Here is a 14,179-nt window from a genome sequence, read left to right as displayed (position 1 = left end):
CATCACAGCGATAAATGCAGGAATTGATTGAATTCGCTGGCCGTATACTCAGCGAACACACTGCCATTAACAAAACCGTGTTTACGGTACAGCACCAGCGCGGGTTCAAACGCCGGGCCACAGCCCGTTTCCAGACTCAGGCGTGGCAAGCCACGTCGACGGGCTTCATTCACAATGTGCGCCAGCAGGTAGGCTGCCACACCCTGACGTAAGCACTGCGGATGGGTGCGCATCGATTTCAGTTCGCCACCGCCATCCGCCAGCATTTTCAACGCGCCGATACCGGCTATCTGTTCACCTCGCCAGACGCTCCAGAACGTAATATCCGGTGACTGTAAGCCAGATAAATCCAGTGCGAACACACTTTCTGGCGGCGAATTATCGTGCATTCCCGCCAGATGCAGGGCCACCAGCGCTCGGGTTGCCTCACCGGTCAGGTCATCAATGCGAATCGTCAGCGGCTCCTGTCGGGATGTCTCTGTCATCATTCAACTCCTTAGCAAAATGGTCAGGGGGTACAAATCGCTATCAGGTAACGAACCGGGTCAGGGCCGGGATTATGAAACCCCGAACTGCCATACAGGCGATAACGCAGGCTGTCTTGTGGGCCCAGTGTGTGGATAACCCCTTCCAGCGTTATTGTCAGTTGACCGTCCAGCACATACAGGTGATGTTCCAGCCCCGCCAGCGGCGGCGCGTTATAGTCGATACGCGCACCCGCCGGTAACTCGCCGTGAATCATTTCGGCCCGAAAACCAGCGGAAGATGGGGAAACGACACGACGGATAAACCCGGTTTCCGGGTCAACCCACACCGGCTGCTGGGTGACGCTCAGTTTCTGGGGCAACGGGAGTTCGACTTCAGCCAGCAGACCCGACATCGTACAGCCGTATACCGCACACAAGCGGCCCAGCAATACCGCCGTCGGGCTCGACTCCAGACGCTCCAGACGCGACAAGGTCGCCCGGCTAATGCCGCTGCGCTGCGACAATTCGTCCAGCGACCAGTCGCGCTCACGGCGCAGGGCCGCCAGCCGTTCAGCCAGACGACGATCCGTTTCGCAAAGGCGATCGGTTTCAGAAAGAGAAGGTTCCATCGCGTATCCTGAATATCAATTTTGATAAAAAATCTCATATATGAGAATTAAGATCAAGATCTGAACGAAGAGAAACCGCATCAAACCGTAGCCTCCGGGTGACAACCTGTTGCTTCCCCCTCGGGTTGCTCTTTTCACAACAGGCCGTTATCAATAACAGGTTTTGAGGTGGCACGTCGGTGCGTATAATCGCCGATGCATATCACATCGGAGCACGTCAGCCTGTTGCCGACGTTTTCGACCTGACCGGATTCTGCCGATAAGAGTGAGCAACATGACAACTTCAGCGCCAATCTCCCTGCTGACCCGCCCAATTACGGCCACCGACAACGCGGCGATAGCCCGTGTTATTCGACTGGTTTCTGCTGAATTCGGCCTGACTGCCGACAAAGGGTATACCGTCTCCGACCCTAACCTGGACCAGCTGTTCGAACTCTATTGTCGTCCGGCCAGCGCCTATTGGGTGGTGGAATGTAACGGTGAAGTGGTCGGCGGCGGCGGGCTGGCCCCGTTGTCAGGCGGCGAAGCAGATGTCTGTGAATTACAGAAAATGTATTTCCTGCCGCTGGCGCGTGGTAGAGGTATCGCCCGGCAGTTGGCTGAACAGGCGCTGGCATTTGGCCGTGAGCAAGGGTTTCGCCGCTGTTATCTGGAAACCACCGCGCACCTGACCAGTGCTATCACGCTGTATGAAAAGTTGGGTTTTCGACACATTCCGCATGCCATGGGCAACACCGGCCATGTGGACTGTGAAGTCAGGATGTTAAAAATACTGTGACGTTAAAAATGCGGTGATAGCAAGAATGCGGTAATCGTAAAAACGCGGTAAAGACGCAGGTAGCATCACGACACACCACGCAGAAAACATATCGCCCGGTACAAACCGGGCGACAGGTTCACAAGATAGTCATAGACCAGGCATTAATGACGTTTGCCGTCATCGTCCTCGTCATAAAAATCTTCGTCTTCACCGAACTCGTCTTCATCGTCTTCGCCGTTCGGGTCTTCAAAGTAGGTGCCCCAGCCGTCATAGTTCACCCCATGACGTTCGGCCAGCGACAGCAGTTGTTCCACCTGCTGGTCGATAAGTTCGGCGTTCAGCGCCACTTCACTGATAGCGTCGCAGCACATCAGCACCACGCCGTCTTCCATTTCCATTTCTTCAGCGTCGGTCACTTCGTAACCCAGCTTGAACGCGTCTACCGCCACTTTCTCCAGTTCTTCAAACTTCTCGGCTGAGAAATGGTGTTCAATGGTGTAGAGCGCATCGGGGTCGCTGCCGTCCTCCAGCAGTTCTTCGATGATCAGGCGGGTCTCTTCACGTTGTTCTTCCAGCAGTTCGCGGTTTGCCATGTCTCAGTCCTCATCAAAGCGGCAAAGATGACAGCCATTTTCCCACAGGCCAGCCTCTCTCTCCACCAGAAAGTTTGAACACGACACTTGAATTTGAATATTTACACATATAAAGTGAATTTTAATTCAACCGAAGTGTTGAGCCACATGGAGAAGACAACGATGAACCCGTTCTATAAACGCCATTTTTTACGGTTGATGGATTTCACCCCCGCTGAAATCAACAGCCTGCTGACTCTCGCCGCTACACTCAAAACTCATAAGAAAAACGGCTCCGAGACCCGCCACCTGCAAGGTAAAAACATCGCACTCATCTTCGAAAAAGATTCGACCCGCACTCGTTGCTCTTTCGAAGTTGCTGCATACGATCAGGGCGCACAGGTCACTTACCTCGGCCCGAGCGGTAGCCAGATAGGCCACAAAGAGTCCATGAAAGACACCGCCCGAGTGCTGGGCCGCATGTATGACGGCATCCAGTATCGTGGCTACGGTCAGGTGTTGGTGGAAACGCTGGCGGAGTTTTCTGGCGTGCCGGTGTGGAACGGGCTGACCAACGAATTTCACCCAACCCAGTTGCTGGCGGATTTGTTGACCATGCAGGAACACCTGCCGGGCAAACCGCTGTCAGGTATGAAGCTGGCCTACGTGGGCGATACCCGCAATAACATGGGCAACAGTATGCTGGAAGCCGCCGCCATCACCGGGCTGGAGCTAAGATTGATCGCGCCGAAAGCCTGCTGGCCGGATGCAGGGCTGGTGGCGGAATGCCAGGCTGCCGCAGCTAAAACCGGCGGTTCTATCACGCTGACGGAAGATGTCGTGAGCGGAGTCAACGGCGTGGACTTTATCTACACCGACGTGTGGGTTTCGATGGGTGAGCCGAAAGAGGTGTGGCAACAGCGTATCGACCTGCTGCGGCCGTATCAGGTCAATGCCGCGATGATTGCCGCCACCGGCAACCCACAGGTGAAATTCCTGCACTGCCTGCCGGCATTTCACGACGATCACACCACCCTTGGCAAGCAAATGGCCGAACAGTATGGTTTGCACAACGGCATGGAAGTCACTAATGACGTGTTTGAATCAGCCCATAGCATTGTATTTGATCAGGCGGAAAACCGCATGCACACCATCAAAGCGGTGATGGTGGCGACGTTAAGTCAGAGCGTCGAGATGTAAACGGCGGAAATAATGAGCCACATCCAATCACGATGGGCTCAATAATGGGCCGAATAACCTGAGTTATCGGCCCACTCGTTCACCCTGACACGGGTTACAGTTCCTCACCGTTTGAGGCGATCACCCGCTTATACCAGTAGAACGATTTTTTCGGCGTACGCGCCAGCGTTCCGGTGCCGTCATCGTGCTTGTCAACGTAGATAAAACCGTAACGCTTCGCCATCTCACCGGTGGTGAACGACACCAGATCGATGCATCCCCACGGCGTATACCCCATCAGGTCAACGCCATCTTCCCATACCGCCGCCTTCATGGCTTCAATATGCGAGCGCAGGTAATCGATACGGTAATCATCCTGACACACGCCATTCGCATCTGGCTTATCCACCGCACCCAGCCCGTTTTCGACAATAAACAGCGGCACTTCATAGCGTTCATACAAGGTCGTCAGCGCATAACGCAGACCGGTCGGGTCAATCTGCCATCCCCAGTCGCTGGCTTTCAGGTGCGGGTTCGGAATCGAGTATTCTGAGCTGCCGTCCATACTCGCGTCGATGCGGTTCTGCACATCGTGTTTCACCACATTCGACATGTAGTAGCTAAACCCGATGTAATCCGACTTGCCTTCCCGAAGGATCTGCTCGTCTTCCGGCTCCATGTGGATGTGGTAACCTTTGAGCGCCCACTCGCGCCGGGCATAGGCCGGGTAATGGCCGCGCACCTGCACGTCGGTAAAATAAAAGCGGTCATGCATCGCTTGCGCTGCGAGCATCACGTCCTGCGGATGGCAGGAATACGGGTAGTAAGGCAAAAATGCGCACATGCAGCCCACTTTGATATCCGGGTTGATATCGTGCGCTTTTTTGACGATCAACGCGCTGGCGACGAACTGGTGATGCACCGCCTGATACATCGCTTCTTCCGGCTTCGCCTTCTGTGGGAACTTCACCCCGGAACACATCCAGCCGAAAATCTCTGCCGATACATTCTTCTGGTTATTGATCTCGTTGAACGTCATCCAGTATTTCACTTTGTACCGATAACGTGTGATTACCGTCTCGGCGAAATGCACAAAGCAATCCAGCGTTTTACGGCTCATCCAACCGTCGTACTGCTGCACCAGATGCAACGGCATCTCAAAGTGGCTGAGAGTGAGTACCGGCTCAATGCCGTGTTTGAGTAACTCGTCGATTAGGTCGTCATAAAACTGAAGCCCGGCCTCACACGGCTCGGCCTCATCACCATGAGGAAAAATACGCGTCCAGGCAATGCTGGTACGAAAACACTTGAAGCCCATTTCCGCAAACAGCGCAATGTCATCCTTGTAGCGATGATAAAAGTCGATCGCTTCGTGGTTCGGGTAGGACTCGCCGGGGATCACCCCGTCGGTAATACGGCGCAGTGTGCCGTGTGCACCGGCGGTAAGCACATCCACCACGCTGGGGCCTTTGCCGCCCGCATTCCAGCCACCTTCCAACTGATGCGCGGCTACCGCACCGCCCCATAAAAACCCTGCGGGTAATTGACTCATCTCTTTTCCTCTCACAGAAACTGAAACCGGTTTCAGAGTGCATCAACTTTATCGCCACTGCAACCGGTTTCAGTCATGAATCACGATGAAGAGAGGAGCCGATACCGGGCAGGATCAGGCAAAGGAGGAAAGAGACAGCACGGCGAGAAAATCAACGACAGAGGAATTGAGGATATTGAAATCAACGAGCCAGGGAGAGCGCATAGCGCACTCCCCCATTACCGGTATCCCGTTACAGGCATGACGGCTTGCGGCGGTCGGGTTACCGCACCAGTGTGGCGTCGATTTTCACGACCGCCTTGCGCACATGCGCTGGCTCGCCCACGGCACACAGCGGTTTATGTACTTCACCGGGGAAGAACACCACAAAATCGCCGGTCTGCAGTATCACCTGCTTTTCCTGCTCACCAGACGGCAGGAAGGCGATATCTTTATCCGCCAGCCAGTCCACATCCGGTTTGCCTGCTGGCAGGTTGCTGAAGGTCATCCCTTCCGTGCCGTTTAGCACAATCTGGATATCCAGGTATTTAGCGTGGTACTCGGCGCGGCGTTTCTCAAACGGTTCCGTACTGTCATTCGACACCAGTACAAACACCTTATTGCCGTCGATATCGTGCTTGCCGAGCGGGGTATCGGCGTTGATATGCTGCTTCACATACTCAATCGCCTCGCGCAGTTTGGCTGGCAGATAGGGGAATAGATCCAGATGGTCGACATTACCGGTAATCATGACTGCTCCTATAAATAAACAAACTGAAACAATGTTTTGATTCCTTATACTCCTGTCGGCATTACGCTGCCAGCCAGCAAGCGTAAAAAAGTGATCCGAACCGTGCGTTTGAGCGAATGGTGAAACACCTAACCGCAACCGATTGCTCACCGCGAAAAGACAGCGTTTTTCTGCTTGAATTCACCTCTTCGGCGCGTATAATTCCGGACAATTTGCCGGGAGGGAACATGTCTAACGCTGCTGTTTTTGTGGGTGTCTTACCGCAACTGCCTGTTGGCAGCATGACGGCGTTTTTCCTTCCGTTGCCTGACAGATTTATAAAAAAACGCCCCTCGTTGAGGGGCTTTTTTTTGCCTGTCGCCGCCAGCCATCCGTTTGTTTACCGGGCCTAACCGAGGGGAGCATAGACACATGGTCAATCCGCTATATAAAAGACACATTATCTCAATCAACGATCTCAGCCGGGACGATCTGGAACTGACGCTCAAGGTGGCGGCCAGCCTGAAAGCCCACCCCCAGCCGGAACTGCTCAAGCACAAGGTGGTCGCCAGCTGTTTCTTTGAGGCTTCTACCCGCACCCGTCTGTCGTTTGAAACCGCCATCCACCGCCTGGGCGCTTCGGTGGTGGGTTTTGCCGACAGCAGCAACACCTCGCTCGGTAAAAAAGGCGAAACGCTGGCCGACACCATTTCCGTCATCAGCAACTATGTGGACGCCATTGTGATGCGCCACCCGCAGGAAGGGGCAGCACGGCTGGCGACCGAGTTCTCCGGCGGTGTGCCGGTGTTCAACGCGGGCGACGGTGCCAACCAGCATCCCTCACAGACATTGCTGGACCTGTTCACCATTCAGGAAACGCAGGGCCGCTTAAGCAACATCAATATCGCGATGGTCGGCGACCTGAAGTACGGCCGTACCGTCCATTCATTGACCCAGGCGCTGGCCAAATTCGACGGCAATCGCTTCTACTTCATCTCCCCCGATGCGCTGGCGATGCCGGACTACATCCTCAACATGCTGAAAGAGAAAAATATTCCCTACAGCCTGCACACCAGCATTGAGGAAGTGGTACCGCAGTTGGATATTCTGTACATGACCCGCGTTCAGAAAGAGCGTCTGGACCCGTCGGAATACATCAATATCAAATCGCAGTTTATCCTGCGTGCCGCCGACCTGGGCAACGCCCGCGATAACCTGAAAGTCCTGCACCCGCTGCCGCGTATCGATGAAATCACCACCGATGTGGACAGCACCCCTTACGCCTACTACTTCCAGCAGGCAGGTAACGGCATTTACGCGCGCCAGGCTCTGCTGGCGTTGGTTCTGAACAGCGAACTGGTTCTGTGAGAGAGGAGCACACAGCATGACTCACGACAACAAATTACAGGTAGAAGCCATCAAACGCGGTACGGTGATCGACCATATTCCGGCACAGGTTGGCTTCAAATTACTGACACTGTTCAAACTGACCGCCACCGACCAGCGCATCACCATCGGCCTGAACTTGCCTTCCAACCATCTGGGCCGCAAGGACCTGATCAAGATTGAAAATATCTTTCTGACAGAAGAGCAGGCTAACCAACTGGCGATGTATGCGCCGCAAGCCACCGTCAATCAAATCGACAATTACGAAGTGGTACGCAAACTGCACCCGCAATTGCCGTCGCACATTGAAGGTGTGCTGACCTGCCCTAACAGCAACTGCATCAGCCGTATCGAGCCGGTCAATTCGTCCTTCAGCATCAAGCAAGTCGGCGCTGACGTGCACCTGAAGTGCAAATACTGCGAGAAAGAATTCGAACGTCAGGCAGTGTTAAACAGTCATTGATGCCAACACGCCGTCAGGAAAACGCCGACTGTGGTATGCAGCATTGGCCTGACGGCAGGCTTTTTGGAATAATGCGGGAGTCGCATCGTTTCAGACATAATCAGGAGAAAACATGTCACGCATTATCAGTACGGAACAGGCACCGGCCGCTATCGGCCCTTACGTTCAGGGTGTTGACCTGGGCAGCATGATCATCACGTCCGGTCAGATCCCGGTGGATCCGAAAACCGGTCTGGTGGCAGACGACGTTACCGCGCAGGCTCGTCAGTCGCTGGAAAACGTGAAAGCCATCGTGGAAGCGGCAGGTCTGAAAGTGAGCAATATCGTTAAAACCACGGTGTTCGTGAAAGATCTGAACGACTTCGCCACCGTGAACGCGGCTTATGAAGCCTTCTTCACCGAGCACAACGCGCCGTTCCCGGCCCGTTCCTGCGTGGAAGTGGCTCGTCTGCCGAAAGACGTGAAAATCGAAATCGAAGCTATCGCCGTTCGCGGTTAAGCCAGACCACCCGGCTGCGCGCTACCGCGTGCCGGGTATTTCACTGTATCGAGTATTTCGCTGTATTGAGTGCTTTACTGTGCTGAGTGTTTCACGCTGGTGCTTCCCTTGCGCCATCGCACCATCCGTTATCACGTTATTCGCGGCATAACCCCGCCATAGCGCACCGCTTGCCATCATTTGCACCAACGAAGTGCAGTTTTTCTCACCCACCTGCGATAAGTACCTCATTTACCACGCTGGCATGCTTTCTGCATTTCCTCTTGTATCTTCTATCAAGCGGAATGCAGGGGATGACAATGATAAAAATGACGCTTCCGGCCGCGCCTTACTACGATGAGATGCTCAACGCAGAAGGCCAGCAACGTCAGCACTACGACGCCTATTGGCAATGGTTGCAACAGACTGACCAACATGCCATCCGCCAGAAGAAAGAGCAGGCTGAGTTACTGTTTCACCGGGTGGGAATTACCTTTAATGTCTACGGCGAAGAAGGCGGCACCGAACGTCTGATCCCGTTTGACAGTGTGCCGCGCATTATCCCGGCCCACGAATGGAAAATGCTGGACCTCGGCATTCGCCAGCGCGTCAAAGCGCTCAACGCCTTCCTCTACGACATCTATCATCAGCAGCACATCCTCAACGCCGGTATCGTGCCCCGCGAACAGGTGCTGGCGAACGAGCAGTACCAGCCTTGCATGCAGGGTGTTGATCTGCATAACAATATTTATGCACACATCACCGGTATCGATATGGTACGCAATAGCGACGGCCACTATTACGTGCTGGAAGACAACCTGCGCACGCCATCCGGGGTCTCCTATATGCTGGAAAACCGCAAAATGATGATGCGGCTTTATCCAGATTTGTTCGCCAGCCAACACATCGCACCGGTAGAGCGTTACCCCAGCTACCTGTTACAAACCCTGCGCGAAAGCACCCACATTGACGACCCGACCGTGGTGGTCATGACGCCAGGCCGCTTCAACAGCGCCTATTTCGAGCACAGCTTCCTCGCTCAGCAAATGGGGGTGGAACTGGTCGAAAGCGCGGACCTGTTCGTCAAAGAGGGTGCGGTGTATATGCGCACCACTGAAGGGCCGTGCCGGGTGGATGTGATCTACCGCCGTATTGACGACGCCTTCCTTGACCCGCTGGCGTTCCGTGCTGATTCCATGCTGGGAGTGCCGGGACTGCTGTCGGTATACCGCGCTGGCGGTGTGGTGCTGGCAAACGCTATCGGCACCGGTGTGGCGGACGACAAATCCATCTACCCTTACGTGCCGGAGATGATCCGCTTTTATCTGTCTGAGGAGCCGATCCTCGGCAATATCCCGACCTGGCAGTGCCGCAAATCCGACGATCTCGCTTATGTGCTGGCGAATCTCGCCAGCATGGTGGTGAAAGAAGTACACGGTGCCGGGGGCTACGGCATGCTGGTCGGCCCCAAATCCACCCGCCAGCAAATCGAGGATTTTCGTCAGCGTCTGCTGGCTAATCCCGGTAACTATATTGCCCAGGACACGCTGGCGCTCTCCACCTGCCCCACTTTCGTTGAGGAGGGATTAGCGCCCCGCCACATCGACCTGCGCCCGTTTGTGCTCTACGGCGAGGAAATTCGACTGGTCCCCGGCGGGCTAACCCGCGTCGCGCTGACTGAAGGCTCACTGGTGGTGAACTCCTCGCAAGGCGGCGGCACCAAAGACACCTGGGTGATGGAGGAGGATGAATCATGCTAAGTCGTACCGCCAGCGAGCTTTATTGGATGGCCCGTTATCTGGAACGGGCGGAAAGTGTCGCCCGCGTGCTGGACGTCACCTACAAACTGTCGATGATGCCGCGCCACAGCCAGCAGCAGCACGATCTGGCGCTGCCGCTCAACCTGACGTTCACCCATGAACTGTTTCAGGAACGCTACGCCCGCTTTACCATGAATAACCTGCTGAATTTCTTTGCGCTGGATAGTCACAACCCCAGTAGCATTTACAGCTGTATCGAAATGGCGTGGAACAATGCGCATGCGGTGCGCGGCAGCTTGTCGTCCGAGGTGTGGGAGTGCATCAATACCACCCGTATTGATATTCGTAACCTGCGCCAGTCCGGGGTGGATAAAATTGGTATCGACGCCTTTTTTGACTGGGTGAAAGAGCGCGCCCATCTGTTTCGCGGTGCCATGTTCGGCACCTTGCTGCGTAACGACGCCCAATGTTTTATTCGCATCGGCACCTTGATCGAACGGTCGTTCGCTACCGCTCAGTTGCTGACTGTCAAGGATCAGCAGCTCAATAATGACCTGGACCCGGTGCGCGAATACTACCGGCTCGATACCCTGCTACGTGCGGTGAGCGCCCGCGAAGCCTACCACAGCCTCTATCGTCAGCCCATCAGCCGGGAAACGGTCACCGAACTGCTGGTACTGCGCAATGACGTCCCCCGCTCGCTGCATGCCTGCGTGGGCGATCTGGTACAGCAACTGGAGATGATCGGCAGCGAACGGGCGCGTATCCCACAACGTCTGGCGCATTTGCTGCACGTGGAACTGCGCTTCGGCTCGCTCGACGATATCCTCGCCGACGACCTGCAACACTACCTCAACCGTTTCCTCACCAAAATCAACGAACTGGCTGATAGCATCCGTCACACCTATCTGGAGGCGCTATGAAACTGACCATCAATCACCTGACCCACTACCGTTACGATGAAGAAGTGAAGTTCAGCACCCAGTACCTGCGACTGACGCCGCAAAGTTCTGCCCGCCAGCGCATTCGGGAATGGAAGCTGACCTTGCCCACGCCCGCCGTCGCCACCACCGATGCCTATGGCAATCTGATGCATGTGCTCACGCTGGATAGCCCGCACCACGATATTCTGATCCACGCACAGGGGGTGGTGGAAATTGCCGAGGGCGTGGAAGAGGTGCCGGAAGAGGAAGACGGATTATCGCCGTTGATTTTCCTGCGCGGTACCACGCTGACTGAAGCGGATGATGCCATCCGCCACTTTGCCCGTCGCTATTATCAGGAGGCTGACCCGATTGGCAGTCTGGAAACCCTGATGGCAGAATTGCAACTGAAAATGCCGTATACTCCCGGCGCCACGCAGGTGCAGGATACCGCCTGCATTGCCTTTGCCAAAGGCAAGGGCGTCTGTCAGGATCACACCCATGTGTTTCTGGCCTGCTGCCGCAGCCTGCGTATTCCGGCGCGTTACGTCAGTGGTTACGTGTATAGCCGGGATACTACGCATGTCGCCATGCATGCCTGGGCTGAGGTGTGGCTCAACGAGCGCTGGCACAGTTTTGACATCACCAACAACACCCGCAAGCTCAATCAGCATTTGCGCCTTGCGGTGGGGATGGATTACCTGGATGCCTGCCCGGTGCGCGGCAGTCGACTGGGTGGCGGGTGTGAAGAGATGTTTTCAGAAGCGGCAGTGAGCCTGTTCGAACGCCAGCAACAGGTGCAACAGCAACAATGACAGGAGCGACGACTCCTGTTTTCGTCTAGTCGGTAAAATCGGTAAAAAGGTACTGTATGACCTACTGTGTGGCCATGCGTCTGTCTGACGGGCTGGTTTTTGCTTCCGACTCCCGCACCAATGCGGGGGTTGATCACATCGCAACCTTCAGAAAGCTCCACGTATTCCATCAGGAAGGTGAGCGCGTCTTGGTTATCCAGTCGGCGGGTAATCTTGCCACCACCCAAAGCATTATCAGCCTGCTCAAGGCGCGTATCCACGCCCAGCATACGCCCAACCTGATGCAAACCAGTACCTTGTACGATGCCGCCACACTGGTGGGTGAAACCGTGCGTGAGGTTATCCACCGCGACAGTCTGGCCCAGCAGAACGGTAGCAGCACCAATTTCGGCTGCAACCTGCTGCTTGGCGGCCAGATTGGCGACGAAGCCCCGCGGCTGTTCCATATCTATCCGGAAGGCAACTTTATCGAAGCGACCGGCGACACCCCTTACTTCCAGATAGGCGAGAGCAAATACGGTAAACCGATTATCGACCGGGTGTTAACGATGGATACGCCGCTGGAGCAGGCCATGTGTTGTGCACTGATTTCGATTGACTCAACATTGCGCAGTAACCTGTCGGTCGGCTTGCCGCTGGATGTGATGATATACCGTGCTGGCAGTTTCGATATCAGCGAACAGCACCGCATCACCGAAAACGACCCTTACTTCGCCACCATTCGCAAAGCCTGGTCGGAAGGGTTACTGAATACCTTTCGGCAGTTGCCGCCATTTCCGGTGCAGGGGTAAAACCTACGCTATCGTCGGCGGAGACTTAAGGATGACATATATACCCTGACTCATTCGAGTTACCGAAATGAGTTAGGGTATAAAACCGCCCAAGGCACGTCTTATTTTTTTATAAATATCAGAAAGGGTATTTGTTATAAAAGGCCACTCTCTCCCTGTAGGCTTTAATCATACACTCGTTATATGCAATAGAGTATGCAGGTGAATCCTTAATATTTAGCAATCCTTCCGCCTTACATTCACTAATACTATATTTCTCCCAGAATAATTTCGCCTCATCAATGGAGGCGATAAAATCATCATAATTAGCCAAATCTTCACGGCGAATACTTTTTATAAAACTATGATATATATTGTTATATTCTTCAGACTCTTTATGAGACAACTGCTCCATACAATTCTGAATATAGGCTGTCACTTTTTTATCATAGCAGGATTGAATCTCATCTGCTTGAGATGAAAATGATAAAAATAAAACAAAAAACATCAACCCTCTCATTTCGCCTCCTTCAGATAGACTATTCTTTTCCTACTTTTATCATAAGCAGCCAAGCTGGGTGTATTTTTTATCAACAGAATAACATCTTCAGGCGTGTTCCTCTCAAAAGAAGGAACATATCTCACTCTCATTGCGCCTTGATAAATCATATCAATAAATATATCTTTCATCCTGCTATTCATATCATCCCAAGAGACTGCATTGGAATTTTTATACTTATTATAAAATCCTTTAGCTCTTGTAATATACATAGCAAATGATAGTCTAAACAGATTAGCTTGCTGAGAATGTGTTATTTCACCAACTTTATCTCTGTTTTTTATAACAAACGCTGAGGCATCACATCCACGCATCCCTGCACCTTCCTGAGATCGCAATAGCCTTATTTTGTGGAACGCCAGCACTCACAAGATGATAATATGACTCAGTTTGAGTTCTTTGACCAAGATCGAACCCTCTTCCTATTGTCACTCCAGAGGCAATATCCTTACAAATAGATGGATTACCTGGCCAATGGATTTTTCTTGAGAAATAGAGACTACCAGGGATATCATCCCCCTCGGCATTGAAGGTAAAAGCCCCCTCTTTAATATCCATTTAACTTCCCTATACATTCCCTATTAATTATAAAAAACCAGACTTAACTCTATTAGGCATCATTCATAACCATCATTCCATATACTATACCCGGACGTCCCTGCTGTTTTATGTGACCACTCTATTGATTTGTACTTCAACCGAACTACTTCATATGGTAAAGCTTCATTACTATTAATAGAGTGAGGGTAGGAAGATGATACATCCACAATTCTTGCATCTATTAGCTTCAGCTCATAGAAAATCTCTAACTGCCCGGCAGAATTCGTTCTATAAAAAAAGAAATTAGCAGTAAGCTTCTCATTGGAGGTAATAGACATACCGAGTAATGGTGATGACTTATCTATCGGTTTAGTTAGTTGTATTGGATGATGAGCAATATTATCTTCTCTAGTTATAGAGTGGCTTAATCCTAATACTTGTATCTGGTCCTCATGCCCACTTTGATAGCGATTCCCAATAGAGTCAAAGGTTGAACAACCGGAAGAGATTAATCCCTGTTGACTTCCTTCCAAGGTTAAATAAATAAGGTGTGACATACAAACGCTCCTTGTCTACTTAGATAAGTATAGAATCCATAATAAGAAAACTACCCCAGT

The 14,179-nt window shown here is 53.0% G+C and carries 18 protein-coding genes; 9 read left to right on the top strand and 9 right to left on the bottom strand.

Going from position 1 to position 14,179, the window contains the following annotated elements:
* Positions 1-2 precede the first annotated feature (2 nt).
* Both DZE2538_RS02030 and DZE2538_RS02025 read right to left on the bottom strand, forming a co-directional pair.
* A complete protein-coding gene (locus DZE2538_RS02030) occupies positions 3-485 on the bottom strand; it encodes a GNAT family N-acetyltransferase (RefSeq protein ID WP_038915456.1) in 483 nt (160 codons plus the stop codon).
* A 23-nt stretch (positions 486-508) separates the two neighbouring features.
* Positions 509-1,096: a helix-turn-helix domain-containing protein gene (locus tag DZE2538_RS02025; protein WP_038915455.1), complete on the bottom strand. Its 588-nt coding sequence runs from the start codon at positions 1,094-1,096 to the stop codon at positions 509-511.
* 274 nt (positions 1,097-1,370) lie between these two features.
* Here DZE2538_RS02025 and DZE2538_RS02020 point away from each other — a divergent pair, with 274 nt between their 5' ends.
* Positions 1,371-1,874, top strand: a complete 504-nt coding sequence (locus DZE2538_RS02020; protein ID WP_038915454.1) for a GNAT family N-acetyltransferase — start codon at positions 1,371-1,373, stop codon at positions 1,872-1,874.
* Positions 1,875-2,017: 143 nt separating this feature from the next.
* On the opposite strand, the gene rraB is transcribed toward DZE2538_RS02020, so the two are convergent.
* Complete coding sequence (gene rraB / locus DZE2538_RS02015) at positions 2,018-2,449, bottom strand: ribonuclease E inhibitor RraB (protein ID WP_012883127.1); 432 nt, start codon at positions 2,447-2,449, stop codon at positions 2,018-2,020.
* Positions 2,450-2,611: 162 nt separating this feature from the next.
* Here rraB and argF point away from each other — a divergent pair, with 162 nt between their 5' ends.
* Positions 2,612-3,628 (top strand): ornithine carbamoyltransferase, encoded by a 1,017-nt coding sequence (gene argF, locus DZE2538_RS02010; RefSeq protein WP_019843631.1) that lies wholly within the window; start codon positions 2,612-2,614, stop codon positions 3,626-3,628.
* Between the two features lie 94 nt (positions 3,629-3,722).
* Here argF and DZE2538_RS02005 read toward each other — a convergent pair whose 3' ends face one another.
* Both DZE2538_RS02005 and DZE2538_RS02000 read right to left on the bottom strand, forming a co-directional pair.
* Complete coding sequence (locus tag DZE2538_RS02005) at positions 3,723-5,159, bottom strand: 6-phospho-beta-glucosidase (RefSeq protein WP_038915453.1); 1,437 nt, start codon at positions 5,157-5,159, stop codon at positions 3,723-3,725.
* Between the two features lie 262 nt (positions 5,160-5,421).
* The gene (locus tag DZE2538_RS02000) at positions 5,422-5,889 is read right to left on the bottom strand and encodes a NanQ anomerase/TabA/YiaL family protein (RefSeq protein WP_016943023.1); all 468 of its coding nucleotides are present in this window, start codon (positions 5,887-5,889) and stop codon (positions 5,422-5,424) included.
* A 411-nt stretch (positions 5,890-6,300) separates the two neighbouring features.
* On the opposite strand from DZE2538_RS02000, the gene pyrB reads away from it, so the two are divergent.
* From pyrB to DZE2538_RS01965, 7 genes are all read left to right on the top strand, one after another.
* On the top strand, positions 6,301-7,236 hold the full coding sequence (pyrB, locus tag DZE2538_RS01995) for an aspartate carbamoyltransferase (protein WP_016943024.1): 936 nt from the start codon (positions 6,301-6,303) through the stop codon (positions 7,234-7,236).
* 16 nt (positions 7,237-7,252) lie between these two features.
* On the top strand, positions 7,253-7,717 hold the full coding sequence (pyrI, locus tag DZE2538_RS01990; RefSeq protein ID WP_012883122.1) for an aspartate carbamoyltransferase regulatory subunit: 465 nt from the start codon (positions 7,253-7,255) through the stop codon (positions 7,715-7,717).
* Positions 7,718-7,829: 112 nt separating this feature from the next.
* Positions 7,830-8,216 carry a 2-iminobutanoate/2-iminopropanoate deaminase gene (ridA, locus tag DZE2538_RS01985; RefSeq protein WP_012883121.1) on the top strand — a complete coding sequence of 129 codons (387 nt, stop codon included), beginning with the start codon at positions 7,830-7,832 and terminating at the stop codon, positions 8,214-8,216.
* Positions 8,217-8,515: 299 nt separating this feature from the next.
* Positions 8,516-9,955: a circularly permuted type 2 ATP-grasp protein gene (locus DZE2538_RS01980; protein ID WP_038912954.1), complete on the top strand. Its 1,440-nt coding sequence runs from the start codon at positions 8,516-8,518 to the stop codon at positions 9,953-9,955.
* Entirely contained in the window at positions 9,949-10,878 is a 930-nt protein-coding gene (locus DZE2538_RS01975) for an alpha-E domain-containing protein (protein ID WP_016943027.1), read from the top strand. The genes DZE2538_RS01980 and DZE2538_RS01975 overlap by 7 nt, the downstream gene beginning before the upstream one ends.
* Positions 10,875-11,693 carry a transglutaminase family protein gene (locus tag DZE2538_RS01970; RefSeq protein WP_038915452.1) on the top strand — a complete coding sequence of 273 codons (819 nt, stop codon included), beginning with the start codon at positions 10,875-10,877 and terminating at the stop codon, positions 11,691-11,693. Before DZE2538_RS01975 ends, DZE2538_RS01970 begins: the two co-directional genes overlap by 4 nt.
* Positions 11,694-11,749: 56 nt before the next feature.
* Entirely contained in the window at positions 11,750-12,484 is a 735-nt protein-coding gene (locus DZE2538_RS01965; protein WP_038915451.1) for a proteasome-type protease, read from the top strand.
* A gap of 118 nt (positions 12,485-12,602) precedes the next feature.
* Here DZE2538_RS01965 and DZE2538_RS01960 read toward each other — a convergent pair whose 3' ends face one another.
* The 4 genes from DZE2538_RS01960 to DZE2538_RS20080 are packed head-to-tail and all read right to left on the bottom strand — an operon-like array spanning position 12,603 to position 14,119.
* Entirely contained in the window at positions 12,603-12,983 is a 381-nt protein-coding gene (locus DZE2538_RS01960) for a lysozyme inhibitor LprI family protein (protein ID WP_038915450.1), read from the bottom strand.
* A complete protein-coding gene (locus tag DZE2538_RS20010; RefSeq protein ID WP_050568648.1) occupies positions 12,980-13,336 on the bottom strand; it encodes a lysozyme family protein in 357 nt (118 codons plus the stop codon). Before DZE2538_RS20010 ends, DZE2538_RS01960 begins: the two co-directional genes overlap by 4 nt.
* Positions 13,323-13,580, bottom strand: a complete 258-nt coding sequence (locus DZE2538_RS20735; RefSeq protein WP_152486112.1) for a lysozyme family protein — start codon at positions 13,578-13,580, stop codon at positions 13,323-13,325. Before DZE2538_RS20735 ends, DZE2538_RS20010 begins: the two co-directional genes overlap by 14 nt.
* Positions 13,581-13,639: 59 nt before the next feature.
* Positions 13,640-14,119 carry an Hcp family type VI secretion system effector gene (locus tag DZE2538_RS20080; RefSeq protein WP_071603547.1) on the bottom strand — a complete coding sequence of 160 codons (480 nt, stop codon included), beginning with the start codon at positions 14,117-14,119 and terminating at the stop codon, positions 13,640-13,642.
* Positions 14,120-14,179: the final 60 nt, after the last annotated feature.

This window comes from Dickeya zeae NCPPB 2538 (genome assembly GCF_000406165.1).
Lineage (GTDB): Bacteria > Pseudomonadota > Gammaproteobacteria > Enterobacterales > Enterobacteriaceae > Dickeya > Dickeya zeae.
Note: the sequence above shows the minus strand (reverse complement) of the source record. Positions and strands in the feature narration are given on the sequence as shown.

Bases quoted from the DNA above. Each gene is read 5' to 3' on its own strand.
- DZE2538_RS01960 (WP_038915450.1), bottom strand. From the start codon at position 12,983: ATGAGAGGGTTGATGTTTTTTGTTTTATTTTTATCATTTTCATCTCAA.
- DZE2538_RS20010 (WP_050568648.1), bottom strand. From the start codon at position 13,336: ATGCGTGGATGTGATGCCTCAGCGTTTGTTATAAAAAACAGAGATAAA.
- DZE2538_RS02000 (WP_016943023.1), bottom strand. From the start codon at position 5,889: ATGATTACCGGTAATGTCGACCATCTGGATCTATTCCCCTATCTGCCA.
- DZE2538_RS02025 (WP_038915455.1), bottom strand. From the start codon at position 1,096: ATGGAACCTTCTCTTTCTGAAACCGATCGCCTTTGCGAAACGGATCGT.
- pyrB (WP_016943024.1), top strand. From the start codon at position 6,301: ATGGTCAATCCGCTATATAAAAGACACATTATCTCAATCAACGATCTC.
- DZE2538_RS02020 (WP_038915454.1), top strand. From the start codon at position 1,371: ATGACAACTTCAGCGCCAATCTCCCTGCTGACCCGCCCAATTACGGCC.
- DZE2538_RS20735 (WP_152486112.1), bottom strand. From the start codon at position 13,580: ATGGATATTAAAGAGGGGGCTTTTACCTTCAATGCCGAGGGGGATGAT.
- rraB (WP_012883127.1), bottom strand. From the start codon at position 2,449: ATGGCAAACCGCGAACTGCTGGAAGAACAACGTGAAGAGACCCGCCTG.
- DZE2538_RS01970 (WP_038915452.1), top strand. From the start codon at position 10,875: ATGAAACTGACCATCAATCACCTGACCCACTACCGTTACGATGAAGAA.
- DZE2538_RS02030 (WP_038915456.1), bottom strand. From the start codon at position 485: ATGACAGAGACATCCCGACAGGAGCCGCTGACGATTCGCATTGATGAC.
- DZE2538_RS20080 (WP_071603547.1), bottom strand. From the start codon at position 14,119: ATGTCACACCTTATTTATTTAACCTTGGAAGGAAGTCAACAGGGATTA.
- DZE2538_RS01980 (WP_038912954.1), top strand. From the start codon at position 8,516: ATGATAAAAATGACGCTTCCGGCCGCGCCTTACTACGATGAGATGCTC.
- DZE2538_RS02005 (WP_038915453.1), bottom strand. From the start codon at position 5,159: ATGAGTCAATTACCCGCAGGGTTTTTATGGGGCGGTGCGGTAGCCGCG.
- DZE2538_RS01975 (WP_016943027.1), top strand. From the start codon at position 9,949: ATGCTAAGTCGTACCGCCAGCGAGCTTTATTGGATGGCCCGTTATCTG.
- ridA (WP_012883121.1), top strand. From the start codon at position 7,830: ATGTCACGCATTATCAGTACGGAACAGGCACCGGCCGCTATCGGCCCT.
- DZE2538_RS01965 (WP_038915451.1), top strand. From the start codon at position 11,750: ATGACCTACTGTGTGGCCATGCGTCTGTCTGACGGGCTGGTTTTTGCT.
- pyrI (WP_012883122.1), top strand. From the start codon at position 7,253: ATGACTCACGACAACAAATTACAGGTAGAAGCCATCAAACGCGGTACG.
- argF (WP_019843631.1), top strand. From the start codon at position 2,612: ATGAACCCGTTCTATAAACGCCATTTTTTACGGTTGATGGATTTCACC.